The sequence below is a fragment of the Micromonospora sp. NPDC049497 genome, assembly GCF_044465805.1.
GTDB lineage: Bacteria > Actinomycetota > Actinomycetes > Mycobacteriales > Micromonosporaceae > Micromonospora.
In genome coordinates this window covers 194,117-213,335 of record NZ_JBITMC010000010.1, presented here as the reverse complement: position 1 = coordinate 213,335, position 19,219 = coordinate 194,117, and the positions used below count along the sequence as shown (strand labels likewise).

Annotated in this window: 19 protein-coding genes and 3 tRNA genes; 9 read left to right on the top strand and 13 right to left on the bottom strand. The window is 73.6% G+C overall.

The features are described 5' to 3' along the window. The first annotated feature begins 78 nt into the window (after window positions 1-78). Window positions 79-1,356, top strand: a complete 1,278-nt coding sequence (locus ACIBR0_RS16600) for an ATP-binding protein (protein WP_396716404.1) — start codon at window positions 79-81, stop codon at window positions 1,354-1,356. A 58-nt stretch (window positions 1,357-1,414) separates the two neighbouring features. On the opposite strand, the gene ACIBR0_RS16595 is transcribed toward ACIBR0_RS16600, so the two are convergent. Further along, window positions 1,415-1,681, bottom strand: a complete 267-nt coding sequence (locus ACIBR0_RS16595) for a hypothetical protein (protein WP_357035731.1) — start codon at window positions 1,679-1,681, stop codon at window positions 1,415-1,417. 229 nt (window positions 1,682-1,910) lie between these two features. On the opposite strand from ACIBR0_RS16595, the gene ACIBR0_RS16590 reads away from it, so the two are divergent. Continuing rightward, window positions 1,911-2,756 (top strand): helix-turn-helix transcriptional regulator, encoded by an 846-nt coding sequence (locus ACIBR0_RS16590; protein WP_357035728.1) that lies wholly within the window; start codon window positions 1,911-1,913, stop codon window positions 2,754-2,756. Window positions 2,757-2,760: 4 nt separating this feature from the next. Next, window positions 2,761-2,961, top strand: a complete 201-nt coding sequence (locus ACIBR0_RS16585) for a DUF397 domain-containing protein (protein WP_396716401.1) — start codon at window positions 2,761-2,763, stop codon at window positions 2,959-2,961. Between the two features lie 52 nt (window positions 2,962-3,013). Here ACIBR0_RS16585 and ACIBR0_RS16580 read toward each other — a convergent pair whose 3' ends face one another. From ACIBR0_RS16580 to ACIBR0_RS16560, 5 genes are read right to left on the bottom strand one after another with little or no spacing between them, the layout of a single operon-like run. Then, window positions 3,014-4,066 (bottom strand): ROK family protein, encoded by a 1,053-nt coding sequence (locus tag ACIBR0_RS16580; protein ID WP_396716399.1) that lies wholly within the window; start codon window positions 4,064-4,066, stop codon window positions 3,014-3,016. A 38-nt stretch (window positions 4,067-4,104) separates the two neighbouring features. Beyond that, a complete protein-coding gene (locus ACIBR0_RS16575; RefSeq protein WP_396716397.1) occupies window positions 4,105-4,920 on the bottom strand; it encodes a putative protein N(5)-glutamine methyltransferase in 816 nt (271 codons plus the stop codon). Next, on the bottom strand, window positions 4,920-6,041 hold the full coding sequence (locus tag ACIBR0_RS16570) for a cystathionine gamma-lyase (protein WP_396716395.1): 1,122 nt from the start codon (window positions 6,039-6,041) through the stop codon (window positions 4,920-4,922). The genes ACIBR0_RS16575 and ACIBR0_RS16570 overlap by 1 nt, the downstream gene beginning before the upstream one ends. Beyond that, the gene (locus ACIBR0_RS16565; RefSeq protein ID WP_396716393.1) at window positions 6,038-7,036 is read right to left on the bottom strand and encodes an NAD(P)H-dependent glycerol-3-phosphate dehydrogenase; all 999 of its coding nucleotides are present in this window, start codon (window positions 7,034-7,036) and stop codon (window positions 6,038-6,040) included. The genes ACIBR0_RS16570 and ACIBR0_RS16565 overlap by 4 nt, the downstream gene beginning before the upstream one ends. 55 nt (window positions 7,037-7,091) lie before the next feature. Beyond that, window positions 7,092-7,832, bottom strand: coding sequence for a lysophospholipid acyltransferase family protein (locus ACIBR0_RS16560; protein WP_396716391.1), 741 nt, complete (start codon window positions 7,830-7,832; stop codon window positions 7,092-7,094). A 114-nt stretch (window positions 7,833-7,946) separates the two neighbouring features. Between ACIBR0_RS16560 and cofC the strand changes: the two genes are divergently transcribed. The 5 genes from cofC to ACIBR0_RS16535 are packed head-to-tail and all read left to right on the top strand — an operon-like array spanning window position 7,947 to window position 13,617. Further along, window positions 7,947-8,609 (top strand): 2-phospho-L-lactate guanylyltransferase, encoded by a 663-nt coding sequence (gene cofC / locus ACIBR0_RS16555; protein WP_396716389.1) that lies wholly within the window; start codon window positions 7,947-7,949, stop codon window positions 8,607-8,609. Window positions 8,610-8,619: 10 nt separating this feature from the next. Beyond that, the gene (locus tag ACIBR0_RS16550; protein ID WP_357040171.1) at window positions 8,620-8,817 is read left to right on the top strand and encodes a cold-shock protein; all 198 of its coding nucleotides are present in this window, start codon (window positions 8,620-8,622) and stop codon (window positions 8,815-8,817) included. A 54-nt stretch (window positions 8,818-8,871) separates the two neighbouring features. Beyond that, window positions 8,872-11,202 carry an RNA degradosome polyphosphate kinase gene (locus tag ACIBR0_RS16545; protein WP_396716387.1) on the top strand — a complete coding sequence of 777 codons (2,331 nt, stop codon included), beginning with the start codon at window positions 8,872-8,874 and terminating at the stop codon, window positions 11,200-11,202. Between the two features lie 19 nt (window positions 11,203-11,221). Continuing rightward, window positions 11,222-12,754, top strand: a complete 1,533-nt coding sequence (locus ACIBR0_RS16540; protein WP_396716385.1) for a CHAD domain-containing protein — start codon at window positions 11,222-11,224, stop codon at window positions 12,752-12,754. After that, window positions 12,742-13,617 (top strand): NUDIX domain-containing protein, encoded by an 876-nt coding sequence (locus tag ACIBR0_RS16535; protein ID WP_396716383.1) that lies wholly within the window; start codon window positions 12,742-12,744, stop codon window positions 13,615-13,617. Before ACIBR0_RS16540 ends, ACIBR0_RS16535 begins: the two co-directional genes overlap by 13 nt. Window positions 13,618-13,782: 165 nt before the next feature. On the opposite strand, the gene ACIBR0_RS16530 is transcribed toward ACIBR0_RS16535, so the two are convergent. From ACIBR0_RS16530 to leuC, 3 genes are all read right to left on the bottom strand, one after another. Continuing rightward, window positions 13,783-14,481, bottom strand: a complete 699-nt coding sequence (locus ACIBR0_RS16530; RefSeq protein WP_396716382.1) for an HU family DNA-binding protein — start codon at window positions 14,479-14,481, stop codon at window positions 13,783-13,785. 172 nt (window positions 14,482-14,653) lie between these two features. Further along, window positions 14,654-15,241 (bottom strand): 3-isopropylmalate dehydratase small subunit, encoded by a 588-nt coding sequence (gene leuD / locus ACIBR0_RS16525; RefSeq protein ID WP_357038111.1) that lies wholly within the window; start codon window positions 15,239-15,241, stop codon window positions 14,654-14,656. 15 nt (window positions 15,242-15,256) lie between these two features. Continuing rightward, window positions 15,257-16,702 carry a 3-isopropylmalate dehydratase large subunit gene (gene leuC / locus ACIBR0_RS16520; RefSeq protein ID WP_396716379.1) on the bottom strand — a complete coding sequence of 482 codons (1,446 nt, stop codon included), beginning with the start codon at window positions 16,700-16,702 and terminating at the stop codon, window positions 15,257-15,259. Window positions 16,703-16,751: 49 nt separating this feature from the next. Between leuC and ACIBR0_RS16515 the strand changes: the two genes are divergently transcribed. Further along, a complete protein-coding gene (locus ACIBR0_RS16515) occupies window positions 16,752-17,438 on the top strand; it encodes an IclR family transcriptional regulator (protein ID WP_357038117.1) in 687 nt (228 codons plus the stop codon). Between the two features lie 153 nt (window positions 17,439-17,591). Here the strand turns inward: ACIBR0_RS16515 and ACIBR0_RS16510 are convergent. The 4 genes from ACIBR0_RS16510 to ACIBR0_RS16495 all read right to left on the bottom strand — a co-directional run bounded on the left by ACIBR0_RS16510 (window position 17,592) and on the right by ACIBR0_RS16495 (window position 19,077). Next, window positions 17,592-17,664, bottom strand: a tRNA-Glu gene (locus ACIBR0_RS16510). A 223-nt stretch (window positions 17,665-17,887) separates the two neighbouring features. Beyond that, a tRNA-Glu gene (locus tag ACIBR0_RS16505) sits at window positions 17,888-17,960 on the bottom strand. 134 nt (window positions 17,961-18,094) lie between these two features. Continuing rightward, window positions 18,095-18,166 (bottom strand) — tRNA-Gln (locus tag ACIBR0_RS16500). A gap of 107 nt (window positions 18,167-18,273) precedes the next feature. After that, window positions 18,274-19,077, bottom strand: coding sequence for a fumarylacetoacetate hydrolase family protein (locus ACIBR0_RS16495; protein WP_396716377.1), 804 nt, complete (start codon window positions 19,075-19,077; stop codon window positions 18,274-18,276). Between the last annotated feature and the right edge of the window lie 142 nt (window positions 19,078-19,219).

The window sequence follows — 19,219 nt, the reverse complement described above, 5'->3', positions numbered from 1 at the left end:
GTCAACGAACGGTATACGGTGCGTCACGGGCGTCGCGGGTCATCGGGGCGCGGGGAGGGCTATTACGCTGCTCGTCCTATGAGCCCCGATCCTCTCATCGCCTCGCTGACGGCGGCCCTCGACAGCCGCCCGGACGATTTGCCGCTCCGTCTCCACCTCGCCACGCTGCTGCTGGACGCGGGCCGGCCCTCCGAGGCGATCGCCCAGATCGGGCAGGCACTCGCCCGGGACCCGGGCAGCGACGCGGCGCAGGCGCTCATGCAGCGGGCGCTGGGCGGTGGGACCGTACCGCCGGCTGCGACGCCGCCCCCGGCGGACCCGCGGCCGCCCGCGCAGCGACCGGGGCCCGCCGGTCCGACCGCGACCGCCGGGCCGGATCCGCTCGCCGCCTACGAGCAGGAACTGGCCGATGTCGTGCCGCCGCGCTTCGCCCGCGCGGGCGACGAGCCGGAGCCGGTGACCGGCGAGGGCGACCGGGTGTACGACGTGGAGGTCTCCGGGATAAGACTGGCCGACGTGGGCGGCATGGCGGCGGTCAAGGAGCGGCTGGAGCTGGCCTTCCTCGGCCCGCTGCGCAACCCGGAGCTGCGCCGGATGTACGGCAAGAGCCTGCGCGGCGGCCTGATGCTCTACGGCCCGCCGGGCTGCGGCAAGACGTTCCTGGCCCGGGCGGTGGCCGGCGAGATGGGCGCGAAGTTCATCTCGCTGTCCATCGTGGACGTGCTGGACATGTGGATGGGCAACTCGGAGCGCAACCTGCACGAGCTGTTCGAGGCGGCCCGCCGCAACGCACCCTGCGTGCTCTTCCTCGACGAGGTCGACGCGCTCGGTCACAAGCGCTCGCAGGTCGGCTCCAGCTCGATGCGGACGCTCGGCAACCAGCTGCTGGCCGAGCTGGACGGCATGGAGGGCAGCAACGAGGGCGTCTTCGTGCTGGCGGCGACCAACACCCCGTGGGACGTGGACCCGGCGCTGCGCCGCCCCGGGCGCCTCGACCGGGTGGTGCTGGTGCTGCCGCCGGACGCCGAGGCCCGTGGCTCGATCCTCGAGTACCACCTGCGGGAGCGGCCGATCGCCAACATCGACCTGCGGAAGGTCGTCGCCGCGACCGAGGACTACTCCGGCGCGGACCTGGCCCACCTGTGCGAGACGGCGGCCGAGTTCGCGATGGCCGACTCGGTCCGCACCGGCGAGGTGCGGATGATCGAGCAGCGGGACCTGGAGCGGGCGCTGAAGGAGGTGCGGCCGTCCACCCGTCCGTGGATGGCGACCGCCCGCAACGTGGCCATGTTCGCCAACGAGGGTGGCGTCTACGACGACCTGGTGGCGTACCTGAAGCGACGCAAGCTGCTCTGAGGCGGACCGGGAGGCCCCCGGCGAGGTCATCGGGCCACGCCGTCGCCGGGGGCCGGTCTCATCCGGTGCGTCGCCGGCCGATGGCGATCACCTTCACCCGCTGCCGCCCCGCCCGCACCATGCCGAGGGCCATGAACGCGCCGGCGATCCGGTCGGCGGCCTCGCGACTGCTCGCGCCGACGACCTGACGCCGGCGTTCCGGTGTGGTGCGCTCGTCACGCCCGCCGCCGTCGCTCGTGCGGACGTCCGTGAGCACCACCAGGAACCGCGTGAGCGTCGAGCCGCCGCCGGCCCGGTCGGTGCGGTGCTGCTGACCAGTACGCACGTCGAGTCCCTTCCGGCTGGCGCCCAACGGGCGAGGCACGCGGTGATCGGGTACGGGGGAGAAACCCGATCACCGCGCGCCCCATCCCCTCCGGTCTCCCACCACCACCGTCGCCACGACAACCGGCGGTGAGGACGCCATGACAGATTGGCATCATCACACCCGTGAATGCAACTCTCATCGACGTTCTCTCATGTACACGTTCCCGGAAACATGCAACCATCGATGCATGGCTCCGAAGACCGCCCGGGCCCGCCGGCTCGGCATCGCCCTGCGCGCCCACCGGGAGGCCGCCGGCCTCACCCTGGAGGCCGCCGCGGACGAGATCAACAGCACCCGCAGCACCCTGTCCCGCTACGAGAACGCGCAGACCCTGGTCAACCCGGCGACCGTGCGCGCCCTGCTCACCCTCTACGGGGTCGGCGGCGACGAGGTCGCGGCAGCGGTGCAACTCGCCAAGGACGCACGCAAGCCCGGCTGGTGGGTGTCCTACTCGTACCTGCTCGACCGCCGCACCATCGACTTCATCGCGCTGGAGGCCGAGGCGACCGGGATCGCCAACTTCGAGCCGTCCGTGGTGCCCGGGCTCCTCCAGACCGCCGACTACGTCCGGGGCGTGATGCGGGGCGGCCCGCACACCCTCGGCGACGACCAGGTCGAGCAGCGGGTCCAGCTACGGCTGGACCGGCAGCAGCGGCTCACCGGGGACGACCCGCCCATCCTCGACGCGATCCTCGACGAGGCCGCGCTGCTCCGGCCGGTGGGTGACCGCTCGGTGATGCAGGGCCAGTTGCGCCACCTGCTCAAGGTGGGCGAGCTGCCGAACATCACCGTGCAGGTCATCCCCCTGTCCGCCGGCTACCACCGGGGCACCCGGGGCTCGCTGCACATCCTGGAGTTCGCCGACCCGGAGGACCCGATCATCGCCTCCGTGGAGACCGTGGCCGGCCAGATGGTCCTCGACCGGCCGGGCGACCTGCGTACCTGCACCAAGATCATGGAGCACCTGCGGACCGTGGCGCTGAGCCCGGCGGACAGCCGGGACCAGCTCCTCCAACTGCTGAAGGGACGGTAGACAGATGACCACGACGACGGGCGCGGAACCGGCGCGGGCCGACTGGCGCAAGAGCAGTCACAGCGGGGACGAGGGAGCGTGCGTGGAGGTGGCCCGGCTGCCGCGGACCGTCGGGGTCCGCGACTCCAAGGACCCGGCCGGCCCCGTCCTGCTCTTCCCACCGGACGCCTGGGCGGCGTTCGCCACCGCACCTCCCCGGGCCTGACCCGGACGTCACGCGCCCCGCTCCCGCCCGGGACCGGGGCGCGTGGCGCGGGTCAGCCGCCGACGAGCGGTCGCGGCGCGGGCCCGGCGCGCAGCGCCTCCAGTGCCGCGATCGCCACCCCCCGGGCACCGGCCATGTCGCGCTCCGGTACCAGCGCGAAGGTGGCCACCGCCGCCTGCTCCTCCCGCAGCACGGTGTGCTCGCGGACCGTCGCCAGGAACCAGTCGCGGAACTCCGGCGCCGCCTCCACCACGCCGCCCCCGACGAAGTACGCGTGCGGGTCGGTGAAGTTGGCCGCGATCGTGAACAGCCGGCCGATCGCCGCCGCCTGCTGCCGGAAGATCTCCCGGGCCAGCGCGTCGCCCCGCTCGCCGTACGCGCGGACCAGCTTCGCCGCCCGGGCCAGTGGCTCGGCCGCCAGCGGGTGCCCGGGGAAACGGGCCAGCCAGTACGGCAGCAGGTTCCGCTCGATGGCGGTCAGCGACGCGACGCTCTCGGCGTCACCGACGAACCCGCACGCGCAGGTCGGCTCCGGCTGGTCGGGAGTGAGCACCCCCAGCAGCGGCAGGTGCACGTGGCCCAGCTCGCCGGCCATCCCGGCCGCCCCGGCGATCACCCGTCCGGCCTCCACCACGCCACCGCCGAGCCCGGTGCCGACGATCGCGGACACCGACGAGCGGCGCATGGCGTCCGCGCCGAAGTACGTGTGGTGGGCGTAGAGCGCGGCGGCGTTGCCGTCGTTGAGGTAGACCACCGGCAGGCCGAGACGTCGTTCCAGCGCGCCCCGTACGTCGTAGCCCCGCCACTCCGGCTGAGAGAAGTTGGTCGAGCCGCGCGACGAGATCACCCCGTCGGCACTGGCCGGACCGGGGGTGTCCAGCCCGACCGCCCGGACCAGCTCGCGGGGCACCCCGGTCAGCGCCAGCACACCGTCGAGCGCGCGGGCCAGCGCCTCGATGGCCGCTTCCGGCCCGACGCGCACCTCGCTGGGGATCTCCACCAGGCCGTCGACGAGGAACCGACCGTCCACGGTGAGGACCGTGGCGTTGTTGCTGGTGCCGCCGTTGTCCAGCCCGACGACCACCGGCACACCTGCGTTGCCCACCCGACCCCGCCCTCCGCCGTCACGAACCTGACGCGAGGCTAGTTCCCTCTTTGCCCGTCGGCCACGCCCGAGCGGCCGGACCCGCTGGCCCGACCGGTGACGGCGACGGCGTCCCGCTCGTCGTCGCGTACGACCACCGGCACCAGGCCGACCGCCGTCATCGCGGCGCACAGCGCCCCCGACTGCCCCTCGCTGACCTCCACCACCAGGTGCCCACCCGGCGCGAGCCACCCGGCCGCGCCCTCGGCCACCCGGCGCAGCACCGCCAGGCCGTCCGGGCCGCCGTCGAGGGCGACCGGCGCCTCGTACAGCCGCGCCTCGGGCGGCATGAGCGCCACGGCGTCCGTCGGCACGTAGGGGGCGTTGGCCACCACCAGGTCCAGCCGACCGTGCCACGCGCGCGGCAACGGCGCGAACAGGTCGCCGTGGAACACCTCGGCGCCGAGCCCGGCCAGGTTGCGCCGGGCGTACGCCACGGCCTCCGCGTCCACGTCCGTCGCGGCCAGCCAGCGCGGTGCGAGCCGGTCCGCGAGCAGCACGCCGATCGCGCCGGAGCCGCAGCAGAGTTCCACCACGGCCGGCGCCGGGCCGGTCACCGCCGCGGCGGCGTCCACGAGCAGGGCGGTACGCGCGCGGGGCACGAACACCCCCGGCCCCACCGCGATCCGCCGGCCGCAGAACTCGGCCCACCCCAGCAGGTGCTCCAGCGGCTGCCCGGCGACCCGTCGGTCCACCAGGTCGGCCAGCTCACCGGCCGTGCCCGCCTCGGCGGCGAGCAGATCCGCCTCCTCCTCGGCGTAGACGCAGCCGGCGGCCCGCAGCCGCCTGACCAGGGCGGCCCGCTCGTCGGGCATCAGCCGGCCGCCTCCAGGGCCGCCGTCACGTCGGCGACCAGGTCGACGGTGTCCTCCACGCCGCAGGAGAGCCGGACGAAGCCCGGGGCGGTGTCGTCTCCCCACTGGGCCCGCCGGTCCGCGGAGGTGTGCAGGCCACCGAACGAGGTGGCGGCGGCCACCAGCCGTGCCGCGTCGAGGAAACGGGCCACCCGCCCGGCGTCGCCGAGGTCGAAGGAGAGCACTCCGGGCATCCGTCGCATCTGGACCGACGCGACCGGGTACGCCGGGTCGTCCGGCAGCCCCGGCCAGCGCACCCCGGTCACGTCGGGACGCCCGGCCAGCAGCCTGGCGACGGCCTCGGCGTTGGCGGTCTGCCGGGCCAGGCGCAGGTCCAGCGTGGCCAGCGACCGGTGGGCCAGCCAGGCGTCGAAGGCGCCCGGGACCGCCCCGGTGACCGTCCGCCAGTTGGTCACCGCGTCCAGCAGTTCGGGCGTACGGGTGGCGACGTAACCGAGCAGCAGGTCCGAGTGACCGGTGAGCGCCTTGGTGCCGGAGGCGACCACCAGGTCGGCACCCAGGTCCAGCGGGCGCTGCCCGAGCGGCGTAGCGGTGGTGTTGTCCACCGCGACCAGGGCACCGGCGGCGTGCGCGCGGGCGGCCAGCGCGGGCACGTCCACCACGTCCAGGCCGGGGTTGGCGGGGGTCTCCAGCAGCACCAGCCGGACCCCGTCGAGGTCCGGGTACGGGCCGCCGGTGGGCGCGAAGAGGACCCGTACGCCCATCGGATCCAGGGTCTCGGTGGCGAAGGCGCGCACCGGGAAGTAGCCGTCGGACGGGAGCAGGACGGTGTCGCCGGGCTTCAGCAGCGCCAGCAGCAGGCCGGTGATTGCGGCCTGTCCGCTGGCGAAGACCCGGCAGTCGCCCGTCTCCAGCTCGCCGACGGCCGCCTCCAGCAGCCGCCTCGTCGGGTTGTCCGGGCGACCGTAGCCGTTCGGCGACGCGGCCGGCCCGGCCCACGGGTCGAGGTGGTAGGGCGCGGCGAACACCGGGCCGGGCAGGAACGGCTGCCCGGGCACCGGCTCCGGCAGCCCGGCGTGGACGCAGCGGGTGCCGTCGTGCGGCCCGGTCACGGCGCTCATTCCGGCTTCGTCGTACGGCTCATCAGGGCGTCCACCGCGAGCCGCGGGTCGACGCCCTCGTGGCAGACCAGCTCGACCTGCTCGGTGATCGGCATCTCCACGCCGTGCGCCCGGGCCAGGTCACGGATCGCCAGGGCGCTCTTGACGCCCTCCGCGGTCTGCCGGGTCGCGATCCGGGCCTCCTCCAGCGTCGCGCCCCGGCCCAGGTGCTCCCCGAAGGTCCGGTTCCGGGCCAGCGGCGACGAGCAGGACGCGACCAGATCGCCCATGCCGGCCAGGCCGGCGAAGGTGAGCGGGTCGGCGCCGAGCGACACGCCCAGCCGGGCGGTCTCGGCCAGCCCCCGGGTGACCAGCATGGCGCGGGTGTTGTCGCCGAAGCCCATGGCGGTGGCGATGCCGTACGCGAGGGCGATGACGTTCTTGACCGCACCGCCCAGCTCGCAGCCGATCACGTCGTCGTTGGTGTACGGCCGGAAGTACGGCGTGGTGATGGACCGCTGCACCAGGGTGGCCCGGTCGGAGTCGGTGCCGGCGACCACCGTGGCGGCCGGCTGCTCGACGGCGATCTCCGGCGCGAGGTTCGGCCCGGAGACGACCACCACCCGGTCCGCCGCCACCCCGGCGGTCTCCACGATCACCTCGCTCATCCGCTTGGTGGTGCCCAGCTCGATGCCCTTCATCAGCGACACCAGCGTGGCGTCGGGGTGCAGGTGCCGGGTCCAGTCGGCGAGGTTGCCGCGCAGCGTCTGCGACGGCACGGCCAGCACCACCACCTCCGCCCCCGTGATCGCCTCGGCGGCGTCCCCGGTCGCGGTCACCCGCCCCGGCAGCACCAGGCCCGGCAGGTACTCGGGGTTGCGCCGCTCGGCGCGGATCTGGTCGGCGACCGGCGCCCGGCGCGCCCAGATGGTGACGTCCCGCCCGGCGTCGGCGAGGATCTTGGCGAACGCCGTCCCCCAGGAGCCGGCACCCAGGACCGCCACGTGCCCACTCACGGAGCCACCTCCGATCGCGACTGCGGGGCTCGCAGATCCGGCTCACTCCTCGCGCTCACGCCGCCGCCTCCGGACGCTGCTCGCGGCCGACGGCCGGACGGGGTGGGCGCTCCCGGAGCGGTGGTGGTGTCCCGCCCCGGATCTCGGCGAGCATGTCACGCAGGCGCAGCATGATGGTGTCGGTCATCTCCTCGAGGACGGCCCTGGTCGGTGTGGCACCCGCCCAGCGGCTCAGGTCGACCGGTGGGCCGGCGACCACGGTCACCGGAATCCGGGGGCGGACGTTCAAGCGCGTGGTGCGGGGGTCGAAGATCCGCTCGGGGCCCCACATCGCCACCGGGACGACCGGTGCGCCGGTGGCCAGCGCGAGCCGCGCCGCGCCGGTCTTGCCCTTCATCGGCCACAGCTCCGGCTCGCGGGTGGTGGTGCCCTCCGGGTAGATGACCACGGCGCCGCCCTCGTCGAGCGCGGCGACCAGCGCGTCCAGCGACTTGACCGCGTCGACCGAGCCCCGCTCGACGGGGATCTGACGGCACCGGTGCAGGATCCACCCAATCACCGGCACGCGGAACACGCTGGCCTTGCCGAGGAACTGCGGCCACCGTCCGGAGTCGTACACGAAGTGCGCCACGACCAGCGGATCGGCGTGGGAGATGTGGTTCGGCACGATGATCACACCGCCGTCGCGGCGCAGGTGCTCCATGCCGCGCCAGGTCCGCCGCGTCCAGATCGTCATGACCGGCTTGACCAGCACCACGGCGAACCGTGGCCAGAATCCCAGCCTGCGCCGCCCCACCGTGCCTCCTCCTGCTGCCCCGACCCGCACCCTGACACCCGCAGCGGAAATCATGCCTGCTCGCCCCGGGTCCGGCCAGTGAGGGTACCGCCGTCCGGCTGGCAGGATTGCGCCGTGAGCCCGACAGTCTCCGAGCCGAGCTGGACCGTGGTGGTGCCGGTGAAGCGCCTCGCCGCCGCGAAGAGCCGGCTGCGGGGCGCGCTGCCGGCCGTACCGCACGAGGAGTTGGCCCTGGCGCTGGCGGCCGACACGGTCCGCGCGGTGCGGGCGTGCCCGGCGGTGGCCGGGGTGGTGGTCGTCACCGACGACCCCCGCGTCGCGGCGGCGGTCGGCCCCGCCGGTGCCCGCGTGGTGGCGGACACGCCGGACACCGGCCTCAACGCCGCGTTCCGGCACGGCGCGTCCGCCGTCGCCGGCGGGTGGGTGGCCGGGCTCACCGCCGACCTGCCCGCGCTGCGTCCGGCCGAGCTGGCGGAGGCGCTGCGCGCGGCGGGGTCCGGCCCCGAGGGCGTACGCCGCTACGTCGCCGACGCGCCCGGCACCGGCACCGTGCTGCTCACCGCGCCGCCCGGCGTGCCCCTCGACCCGCGCTTCGGTGCCGAGTCGGCAGCCGCCCACGCCGCCAGCGGAGCGGTGGCCCTGACCGGTGACTGGCCGAGCCTGCGCCGGGACGTGGACACCGCCGACGACCTGACCGCGGCGGCCCGCCTCGGTCTGGGGCCCCGGACGGCGGCCCTGACGTCCGCCGGCGCTCCGGCGTCCGCGCCGGCGGTGTAGCGTCCGGGGCATGCAGGGGACGGTGGCCAGCTTCGACGCGTCGACCCGCGGTGGTGTGCTGCTGCTCGACGACGGCACCGAGCTGACCTTCGACGCGCGGGCGTTCGACGCCTCCGGGCTCCGGCTGCTCCGTCTCGGCCAGCGGGTCCGCATCGACCGCGAGCCGGACGGCACGGTCGTCCGCGTGACATTGCCGACGATGGCCTGATCCGCCCCGCCCAAGTTCATTTTGCGTTAACCCGGTTCGGGTGAAGATGAGCGGGTGAGCACCCCTCGCGAGCACCCCGACCCGCCCCACGCCGCCGAAGCACCCGGCCCCCGCAACGGCACCCGCATCCGGGGCGCCGACGGCCGGTTCCGTCCCGTCCCGGGCGTCGAGCGTGTCCGCCAGGACGCCGACCTGCCCTCGGACATCGACGCCGCGGCCGACTCCGCCGGGCTGGAGGAGGTACTGGATCCGGCCGGCTCCCCCGTGCCGGCGCCGGCCGTCCCGCCCTCCCTCGCCGACGAGGACAGGCCGGCCGCCGAGCCCCTGCCCGAGGACCGGTTCCTCAACCGGGAGCTGTCCTGGCTCGACTTCAACGCCCGGGTGCTGGCCCTGGCCGAGGACCAGCGCACCCCGCTGCTGGAGCGGGCGAAGTTCCTGGCCATCTTCGCCAGCAACCTGGACGAGTTCTACATGGTGCGGGTGGCCGGCCTGAAGCGGCGGCTCTCCGCCGGCCTGCCGGTCCGCGGCGGTGACCGCCTGCCGCTGCGCACCCAGCTGGAGCGGATCGCGGAGAAGGCCGCCACGCTGACCGCCCGGCACGCCGCGTGCTTCGTCGACGACGTGCTGCCGAAGCTGGCCGCCGAGGACATCCGCATCCTGCGGTGGGCCGAGCTGGGCGACGCCGAACGGGAACGGCTGCGCACCTACTTCCGGGAGCAGATCTTCCCGGTGCTCACCCCGCTCGCGGTGGACCCGGCGCACCCCTTCCCGTACATCTCGGGGCGCTCGCTGAACCTGGCCGTCGCGGTCCGCGACCACGACGGCGGCTCGGAGTTGTTCGCCCGGGTGAAGGTGCCCAACAACGTGCCCCGGTTCGTCCGCGTCGACCGGGACCGGCCGGGCGTCCGGATGCTGCCCGTGGAGGACCTCATCTCCGTCCACCTCGGGCAGCTCTTCTCCGGCATGCAGGTGGTGGAGTGCCACCTGTTCCGGGTCACCCGCAACGCCGAGGTGGAGGTCGACGAGGACCGCGACGAGGACCTGCTCCAGGCGCTGGAACGGGAACTGGCCCGGCGCCGCTTCGGCCCGCCGGTACGGCTGGAGGTCGCCGCCTCCATCTCCGACCACATGCTGGAGCTGCTCGTCCGGGAGCTGGACATGGACGCCCACGACGTCCTGCGGGTGCGCGGCCTGCTCGACCTGTCGGCGATGTGGCAGGTCTACGGCGAGGCCGACCGGCCGGACCTCAAGGACCCGCCGTTCGTGCCGGCCACCCACCCCCGGCTCGCCGAGGGCGAGGTGCCCCGCAGCGTCTTCGCCACCCTGCGCGACGGTGACGTGCTGGTGCACCACCCGTACCACTCGTTCGCGACCAGCGTGCAGCGCTTCGTGGAGCAGGCCGCCGCCGACCCGAACGTGCTCGCCATCAAGCAGACCCTCTACCGCACCAGCGGGGACTCCCCCATCGTCGACGCGCTGGTCGACGCCGCCGCCGCCGGCAAGCAGGTGGTGGTGCTGGTGGAGCTGAAGGCCCGGTTCGACGAGATCGCCAACATCGGCTGGGCACGCACCCTGGAACGAGCCGGCTGCCACGTCGTCTACGGCCTGGTCGGCCTCAAGACGCACTGCAAGACCGCGCTCGTCGTACGCCAGGAGGGCAACCAGATCCGCCGGTACTGCCACATCGGCACCGGCAACTACCACCCGAAGACGGCCCGGCTCTACGAGGACTTCGGGATGCTCACCGCCGACCCGGAGATCGGCGCCGACCTGACCGACCTGTTCAACGTGCTCACCGGCTACAGCCGGCAGACCGCGTTCCGGCGGCTGCTCGTCGCGCCCCAGGGCATCCGCCGCGGCCTGGTGGAGCGGATCGACCGGGAGATCGCGCACGTCCGGCTCGGCATGCCCGGCCTCGTCCAGTTCAAGGTGAACTCCCTGGTCGACGAGGAGCTGACCGACGCGCTCTACCGGGCCTCCCGCGCCGGGGTCCACGTCGACCTGCTGATCCGGGGCATGTGCACGCTGCGCCCCGGAGTACCGGGACTGTCGGAGAACATCCGCGTCCGGTCGATCCTCGGCCGGTTCCTGGAGCACTCCCGCATCTTCCGGTTCGGCAACAACGGCGACGCCGAGTTCTGGATGGGGTCGGCCGACCTGATGCACCGCAACCTGGACCGCCGGGTGGAGGCACTGGTCCAGGTGAGCGACCCGGTCGCGCGGGCCGAGCTGGACCACGTGATGGCCACGGCGATGGGTCCGGACGTGGACGCGTTCGAGCTGGCCGGCGACGGCACCTGGACCCGGCGTGCCGGCAGCGCGGACGCGCCCCTGGTGGACCTCCAGGAACTGCTGCTGCGTCGCGTCGGCGGCACGGCCGGCTGACCCCGCCTAGGCTGACGAGATGGTCGAGGAGGAGCGGAAGTACGCGGTGGACGACGGGTGGGTCCTGCCGGACCTGGCCGGCTCCGCCCCGGCCGGTGGCGGCGTACGCGCCCACCCGGCGGCCACCCTGGTCGCCACGTATTTCGACACCGTCGACCTCCGGCTGGCGCGGGCCGGGGTGTCGCTGCGCCACCGCCAGGGCGACGACCTGCCCTGGACGGTGAAGCTGCCGACCGACAGCCCCGGTGTCCGGCACGAGATCTCCCGAGCCGGCACCGCCGACGAACCCCCGGCCGAGCTGGTCGAGCTGGTCACCGTCTTCCACCGGGGCGCACCGCTGGCACCGGCCGCGGTGGTCCGCACCGTGCGGGAGGCGTACGACGTGCACGACGCCGACGGCACGGTGCTCGCCGAGGTGGTGGACGACCACGTCACCGTCGAGGACGTCGACGGGACGGCCACCGGCGCGTTCCGCGAGCTGGAGGTCGAGCGCAAGGCCGGGGACCGGACCCTGCTGGACCGGATCGGCACGCTGCTGCGCACGGCGGGCGCCCGCGGGGGCGGGTTCACCCCGAAGCACGTACGGGCGCTGGGGCCGGCCGCCGAGGGCGAGCCGGACCTGGTGGCCCCGACCGGCCTGCCCGCCGCGCCCACCGCGGGCGACGTGGTGACCGAGGCGGTACGCCGGGAGGTGCGCCGGCTGCTGGCGCACGACCCGCTGGTGCGGCAGCGCGTCCCGGGCGACGACGGCAGGACCGCCGTGCACCAGATGCGGGTGGCCTGCCGGCGGCTGCGGGCGGACCTGAGGACGTTCGCGCGCCTGCTCCGCCCCGACTGGGCCCGCCCGCTGCGCGACGAGCTGACCTGGCTCGCCGGTGCGCTCGGTGACGCCCGGGACGCCGAGGTGCTGCGGGAGCGGCTGCGGCGTACGGCCACCGCCGACCCGACCAGCCCGCTCGACGGCGAGGCGGTGGGCCGGCTGGACGAGGTCCTCGCGCGGCGGCAGGAGGAGGCGCTCGCCGCCGTCGACGCGGCGCTGCGGTCCGAGCGGTACGTGGCCCTGGTGGAGGCGCTGGTCCTGGCCGCGCGCTCGCCCCTGTTCACCCGACGGGCCGAGCGGCCGGCGCGGCGGACGCTGCCCCGGCTGGTGGCCCGGCGGTGGCGACGGCTGGCCGGTGACGGGTCCCGGCCGGGCAGCGTGGCCGCGCTGGAGCAGGACGGCCCCGACGAGCAGTGGCACGACGTCCGCAAGGAGGGAAAGCGGGTCCGGGCGGGGGTGAAGTCGATGACGCCCGCGCTCGGCGAGGACGCCCGGGAACTCAACCGCCGGCTGGGCCGCGTGCAGGACCTGCTCGGCGAGCACCAGGACGCGGCGGTGGCGGCGGACACCTGGCTCTCGGTGGCCGACAGCCGGCCGGGCGACCACGCCTTGGCGGTCACCGCCGGACGGCTGGCCGAGCGCGAACGGGCCGTGGTCCGCCGCGTACGCGCGGAGTTCCCCGCGGCCTGGCGCCGGGCCAGCCGGCGGCGGCGGACCCGGTGGCTGCGGTGACCGAGATCCGGGCGGCCGGCGGGGTGGTCTGGCGGCCGGTGCCCGGCGGTGTCGAGGTGTGCCTGGTGCACCGTCCCCGCTACGGGGACTGGACGCTGCCCAAGGGCAAGCTGGAGCCGGGCGAGCATCCGTTGTCGGCCGCCGTCCGCGAGGTGGCCGAGGAGTCCGACAACCGGGCGGTGCCGCAGGTGCGGCTGCCCACCGTGCACTACCGCAGCGAGGGACGGCCGAAGCGGGTCGACTACTGGTCGATGCGGGCGGTGGCCACCGGCGGCTTTCAGCCCGGCACCGAGGTCGACGACATGTGCTGGCTGGACACCGACGAGGCGATCCGCCGGGTCAGCTACCCGCACGACGCCGAGGTGCTGGCCGCATTCGCCGCGCTGCCCCGGGTCACCGGGACGATGGCGCTGGTGCGGCACGCGCACGCCGGCAAGCGGACGACGTGGTCCGGGCCGGACACCGGCCGGCCCCTCGACGCCCAGGGCTGGGCGCGGGCCCACGAGCTGGCCACACTGGTGGCGCTGGTCCGGCCGTCCCGGTTGCTGTCCGCGTCGGCCCGCCGCTGCGTACAGACGCTCGACCCGTCGGCGGCCCTGCTGGACCTGCCGATCGAGGTGTGCGGCGACCTCGACGAGCCGCAGCCCGGTCAGCAGCCCGAGGAGTGCACGCTGGCCGCCGCGGCCCGGTTGACGGCGCTGGCGGGCGGCGGGGAGCCGGTGGCGGTGTGCAGCCAGGGGAAGGTGATCCCGGGCGCCCTGGAGCGTCTCACCGGCCGCACCGACGACTTCACCACTCCCAAGGGCGGCGGCTGGCTGCTGGCCTTCGCCGACGACCGGCTCCTCGCCCTCGACCGGCTGTAAGGAAGGGCCCCCGCTTAACGCCTGCGGTAGAGAAAGGGCCCCCGCTTAACGCCTGCGGTAGAGGAAGGGCCCCCGCTTAACACTCGCCCTGGGGCGTACCGCCCGGAGAACGCGAGGCGGGCGCCCACCGCAACCGGTGGACGCCCGCGTCGTACGCCTTGGGGGTCAGCGCTTGGTCGCCGCCTTCTTGGCCGGCGCCTTCTTCGCGGTGGTCTTCTTGGCCGCCGCGCTCTTGCTCGCCGCCGTGGCGGTCTTCTTCGCCCCGGTGGCCTTCGCGGTCGCGGCGCTCTTCTTCGCCGGGGCCGCCTTCGCGGTCGCGGTCTTCTTGGCCGCGGTGGTCTTCGTGGCCTTGGTGGCCTTGGTGGCCTTCGCCGCGGTGGTCTTCTTCGCCGCAGCCGTCGCCTTGGTGCCGGCGGCCTTCGCGCCGGTCGCCTTCGCGCCGGTCGCCTTCGCGCCGGTCGCCTTCGCGCCGGTCGCCTTCGCGCCGGCGGCCTTCGCGCCGGTCGCCTTGGCCCCGGTCGCCTTCGCGCCGGTCGCCTTGGTGGCGGCCGTGGCGGTCTTCTTCGCCGCCGCCGTGGCCTTCGGCACCTTGCCGCTGGCCACCATCTCCTTGAAGCCGGCACCCGCGCGGAAGGTCGGGACGGACGTCTTCTTGACCTTCACCGCCTCACCGGTCCGCGGATTGCGTGCTGTTCGGGCACCCCGGATGCGCTTTTCGAACGCTCCGAATCCCGTGATCGCCACCTTCTCGCCCTTGGTGACCGCCGCCTGGACCTCAGTGAGAACCGCGTCGAGCGCGGCCGTCGCCGTCTTCCGGTCCCCCAGGCGAACGGCGAGCGCCTCGATGAGCTCGGCCTTGTTCACGACTTCCTCCCGATTGTGCAACTAACCCGACGCGAGCCATTCTGCGCGCACGGTATGCCCTGTGCTGCCGGGACACAAACATTCGCAGGAAAAAAGCCCTTGTGTCGCAACGGATTCGCCCCCACCGGCAGGACCGGCGGGGGCGAAATCCGCTGTGCGATGGGGCGTACGGCTATGCGACCGACGGCAGGAACGAGGGGCGGGACGCCTCGAAGGCGGTGATGTCGGCCTCGTGCCGGAGGGTCAGTCCAATGTCGTCCAGGCCCTCCATCAGACGCCAGCGGCTGAAGTCGTCCAAGGGGAAAGACCAGGTGGCGTTCCCGGCCCGGACCTCCCGCGCGGTCAGGTCGACGGTGACCGGCGTGGTCGGGTCGGCCTCGACGAGATGCCAGATCTCCTCGACCGCTTTCAATTCCAACTCGACCGGGAGCAGACCCTCTTTGAGGGCGTTGCCCCGGAAGATGTCACCGAAGCGGGGCGAGATGACGGCCCGGAAGCCCCAGTCGCGCAGCGCCCACACTGCGTGCTCGCGGGACGACCCGGTGCCGAACTCCGGACCCGCCACCAGAATCGACGCACCGGAATACGCGGCATCGTTCAGGACGAATTCCGGGTCCTCCCGCCAGGCGTTGAACAGGCCGTCCGCGAAACCGGTCCGTGTCACCCGCTTGAGGTACACGGCGGGGATGATCTGATCGGTGTCCACGTTGGAACGGCGCAGCGGCACGGCGGTGCCGGTGTGGGTGGTGAACCTGTCCATCAGCGGTTTCCCCTTCTACAGGTCGGCGGGAGCGGCCAGGCGACCGACCACGGCGGTGGCCGCGGCGACCGGCGGGGAGACCAGGTGGGTGCGTCCGCCCCGGCCCTGGCGACCCTCGAAGTTGCGGTTGGAGGTGGAGGCGGCGCGCTGGCCCGGGGACAGCGTGTCCGGGTTCATGCCCAGGCACATCGAGCAGCCGGCGAAGCGCCACTCGGCACCGGCGTCGGTGAAGACCTTGTCCAGCCCCTCGGCCTCCGCGGCCTCGCGCACGGCCGCGGAACCGGGCACCACCAGCATCCGTACGCCGTCGGCGACCGTGTTGCCCCGCAGCACGTCGGCCGCCGCGCGCAGGTCCTCCAGCCGACCGTTGGTGCAGGAGCCGACGAAGACCACGTCGACCGCGAGGTCCCGCAGTGGGGTGCCGGGCGTGAGGCCCATGTACTCCAGCGCGCGGTGGGCGGCGGTCCGCTCCGCCTCGGTGACGAACTCCGCCGGCTCCGGCACGGCCGCACCCAGCGGCACGCCCTGACCCGGGTTGGTGCCCCAGGTGACGAACGGCGTGATCCGGCTCGCGTCGAGGGTGACCTCCGCGTCGAACGTCGCGCCCTCGTCGGTGGGCAGCGTCCGCCACCAGGCGACCGCCGCGTCCCAGTCGGCGCCCGTGGGGGCGTTCGGCCGCCCCTTGAGGTACGCGAAGGTGGTCTCGTCCGGCGCGATCATGCCCGCCTTGGCACCCCACTCGATGGACATGTTGGCGATCGTCATCCGGCCCTCCATCGAGAGGGCCCGGATCGCCTCGCCCCGGTACTCGACGATGTGCCCGCGACCGCCGCCGGTGCCGACCTGTGCGATGAGGGCGAGCACCAGGTCCTTGGCGGTGACACCGGGGCCGAGCTGGCCGGTGACGTTCACCGCCATCGTCCTGGGTCGCGTCTGCGGCAGCGTCTGGGTGGCCAGCACGTGCTCCACCTCGCTGGTGCCGATGCCGAAGGCGAGCGCACCGAACGCGCCGTGGGTGGCGGTGTGCGAGTCGCCGCAGACGATCGTCATGCCCGGCTGGGTGAGGCCGAGCTGCGGGCCGATCACGTGCACGATGCCCTGGTTCTCGTCGCCCAGCGGGTGCAGCTTCACGCCGAACTCGGCGCAGTTGCGGCGCAGGGTCTCGATCTGCGTACGCGAGGTCGGGTCGGCGATGGTGAGCAGATCGCCGCGGCGCGAGCGGAACGACGGGTCCGCGTACCCGGTCGGGGTGTTGTGGTCCTCCGTCGCGATCGTCAGGTCGGAGCGGCGGACGGGGCGACCGGCGAGGCGCAGCCCGTCGAAGGCCTGCGGGCTGGTCACCTCATGCAGCAGGTGCAGGTCGATGAAGAGCAGATCGGGCTCGCCCGCGACGGACCGTACGACGTGCGCGTCCCAGACCTTCTCGGCCAGGGTCCTCGGCTCAGGAGTGACTCCCACCATCTGGACATCCTAAATTCTGGGAGGTAAGTTTCGGCTTGTGGGACACAGTATGAGCGGTGTCGGCGTTCTCGACAAGGCGGTGGTCATCCTGGCCGCCTGTGTCGACGGCGCCAGCCTGGCCGAACTCGTTGAACGAACCAAGCTGCCCCGAGCCACCGCGCACCGGCTCGCGCAGGCTCTGGAAATCCACCGGATGCTGGTACGGGACACCCAGGGCCGCTGGCGCCCCGGCCCACGCCTGGGTGAGCTGGCCAACGCCGCGCCGGACGTGCTCCTGACGGCGGCGGAGCCGTTGCTCGCCGCGCTGCGGGACGCCACCGGCGAGAGCGCCCAGCTCTATCTGCGCCGCGCCGACGAGCGCATCTGCGTGGCCGCCGCCGAGCGGGCCAGCGGCCTGCGGGACACCGTTCCGGTCGGCTCGGTGCTGCCGATGACCGCCGGTTCGGGGGCGCAGATCCTGCTCGCCTGGGAGCCCCCGGAGGCGGTGATGCCGCTGCTGCCCCGGTCGAAGTTCACCGGTCGCACCCTCGCCGAGGTACGCCGTCGCGGCTGGGCGCAGAGCGTCGCCGAGCGGGAGTTGGGTGTGGCGAGCGTCTCCGCGCCGATCCGCGACCGCACCGGCCGTGTGATCGCCGCCATCAGCATCTCCGGCCCCATCGAGCGCATCGGCCGCCGCCCCGGCGAACGCCACGCGATGGCCGTCGTCCGCGCCGGCCAACGCCTCTCCGGCCTGTAACCCGTCGACGGGACAAGATCGACTCGACGTCAGTGACGTCGGGGTGTCGCAGTCGCCCGGACACCCCGATGTCACTGACGTCGAGTCGATCACCGGCCGCGCAGGACATGAAACGGTCCGCCTCGCGGATGCGAGACGGACCGTTGCGATCTGTAGCCCCGACCGGATTCGAACCGGCGCTACCGCCTTGAGAGGGCGGCGTCCTGGGCCGCTAGACGACGGGGCCAGGCACTTTTCCTGCTTCACCGCCCTGACGAACGGTGCGGCAGTAGTCTAGCGGCACCGGTCCCGCCCTCGACGACGGGGGCCGCCCGCTCCGCACGCCGGCGGAACCCGACCACGAAGGCCCGCACGACCACGGAAGCCCGCCCGACCGGGGAGGCCGGACACGAAGGCCGGACACGACGAAGCCCGTCCCACAAGAGTGGAACGGGCTGTCACTGCTGCTGTAGCCCCGACCGGATTCGAACCGGCGCTACCGCCTTGAGAGGGCGGCGTCCTGGGCCGCTAGACGACGGGGCCAGAACCTTCCCTGCTGCACCGCCCTCGCGAGCAGCGCCGCCGAACTCTACCAGACCCGTCGCCCGCCTTTGGCGAGGCGGGTGCCGAACTCCATCAGAATCCAGCGATCGACGTTCTTCCGAACGTCGATTGCGCTGGGGTACCAGGACTCGAACCTAGACTAACTGAACCAGAATCAGTCGGGCTGCCAATTACCCCATACCCCATCGGCCCCTTGCGGTGCCGGGTACAAACCTTACCTTCCCCGTGCCCGGAGGCCAAATCGATACCCCGAAACGGCCTCTGAGCTGCGAAAACAGGGTTGATGACCGGATCAGGCGACGGGGACCACCGGGTTGCTCAGCTCCCCGATGCCCTCGATCCGGACGGTGACCGTATCCCCCTCCGTGACCGGGCTAACCCCCGCCGGCGTGCCGGTCAGCACGATGTCGCCCGGAAGCAGCGTCATCACGTGGGAGACGTACGACACCAGGGCCGGCACGTCGAAGACCATGTCCCGCGTCCGGCCGATCTGGCGGACCTCCATCTCCTCCGGGTTGCGGCCCACCTCGCAGCGGATCTCGAGGTCGGTCACGTCCAGACCGGTGGTGATCCACGGCCCGATCGGGCAGAACGAGTCGAAGCCCTTGGCACGGGTCCACTGGCCGTCGGTGCGCTGGAGGTCTCGCGCGGTGACGTCGTTGGCGCAGGTGTAGCCGAAGATGGCCCGCTCGGCGGCGGCCCGGTCGGCGCGGCGGGCGCCCGGAGCGCCGATCACCACGGCCAGCTCCGCCTCGTGCTCCACCTGCTTGGAGAAGATCGGCAGCCGGATGGCGTCCCGGGGGCCGATGACCGAGGTGGAGGGCTTGAGGAAGAGCAGCGGCTCCTTCGGCACCTCGCTGCCGTGCTCGGCGGCGTGTTCGGCGTAGTTGCGGCCGACGCAGACCACCTTGCTGGGCAGGATCGGCGAGAGCAGCCGGACGTCGGAGAGCGCCCACCGGGCGCCGGAGAACTGGATCTGCCCGAACGGGTGGCCCTCGATCTCGGCGATGGTCAGCCCCGCCGGGCCGGCCTCCGCCTCGCCCTCGACGACCCCGAACGACATTCCCTTGGCATGAGCGAAACGAGCGATACGCACCCGGCAACACTAGCCCCGACGACGAACCGGCCCACCCGGGCCACGACGGACGCGACCAGGGCCACCGCGGACGGGACGACCGGCGGCGCAGCCTACGTCGGATCCGGCCCGGCGGGGCGGACTTCCCGCCTTCTCACCCACA

Coding starts and splice junctions, on each gene's coding strand:
- ACIBR0_RS16600 (WP_396716404.1), top strand. CDS start 79: ATGAGCCCCGATCCTCTCATCGCCTCGCTGACGGCGGCCCTCGACAGC.
- ACIBR0_RS16590 (WP_357035728.1), top strand. CDS start 1,911: ATGGCTCCGAAGACCGCCCGGGCCCGCCGGCTCGGCATCGCCCTGCGC.
- ACIBR0_RS16585 (WP_396716401.1), top strand. CDS start 2,761: ATGACCACGACGACGGGCGCGGAACCGGCGCGGGCCGACTGGCGCAAG.
- ACIBR0_RS16575 (WP_396716397.1), bottom strand. CDS start 4,920: ATGCCCGACGAGCGGGCCGCCCTGGTCAGGCGGCTGCGGGCCGCCGGC.
- ACIBR0_RS16570 (WP_396716395.1), bottom strand. CDS start 6,041: ATGAGCGCCGTGACCGGGCCGCACGACGGCACCCGCTGCGTCCACGCC.
- ACIBR0_RS16550 (WP_357040171.1), top strand. CDS start 8,620: ATGCAGGGGACGGTGGCCAGCTTCGACGCGTCGACCCGCGGTGGTGTG.
- ACIBR0_RS16540 (WP_396716385.1), top strand. CDS start 11,222: ATGGTCGAGGAGGAGCGGAAGTACGCGGTGGACGACGGGTGGGTCCTG.
- leuD (WP_357038111.1), bottom strand. CDS start 15,241: ATGGACAGGTTCACCACCCACACCGGCACCGCCGTGCCGCTGCGCCGT.
- leuC (WP_396716379.1), bottom strand. CDS start 16,702: ATGGTGGGAGTCACTCCTGAGCCGAGGACCCTGGCCGAGAAGGTCTGG.
- ACIBR0_RS16515 (WP_357038117.1), top strand. CDS start 16,752: ATGAGCGGTGTCGGCGTTCTCGACAAGGCGGTGGTCATCCTGGCCGCC.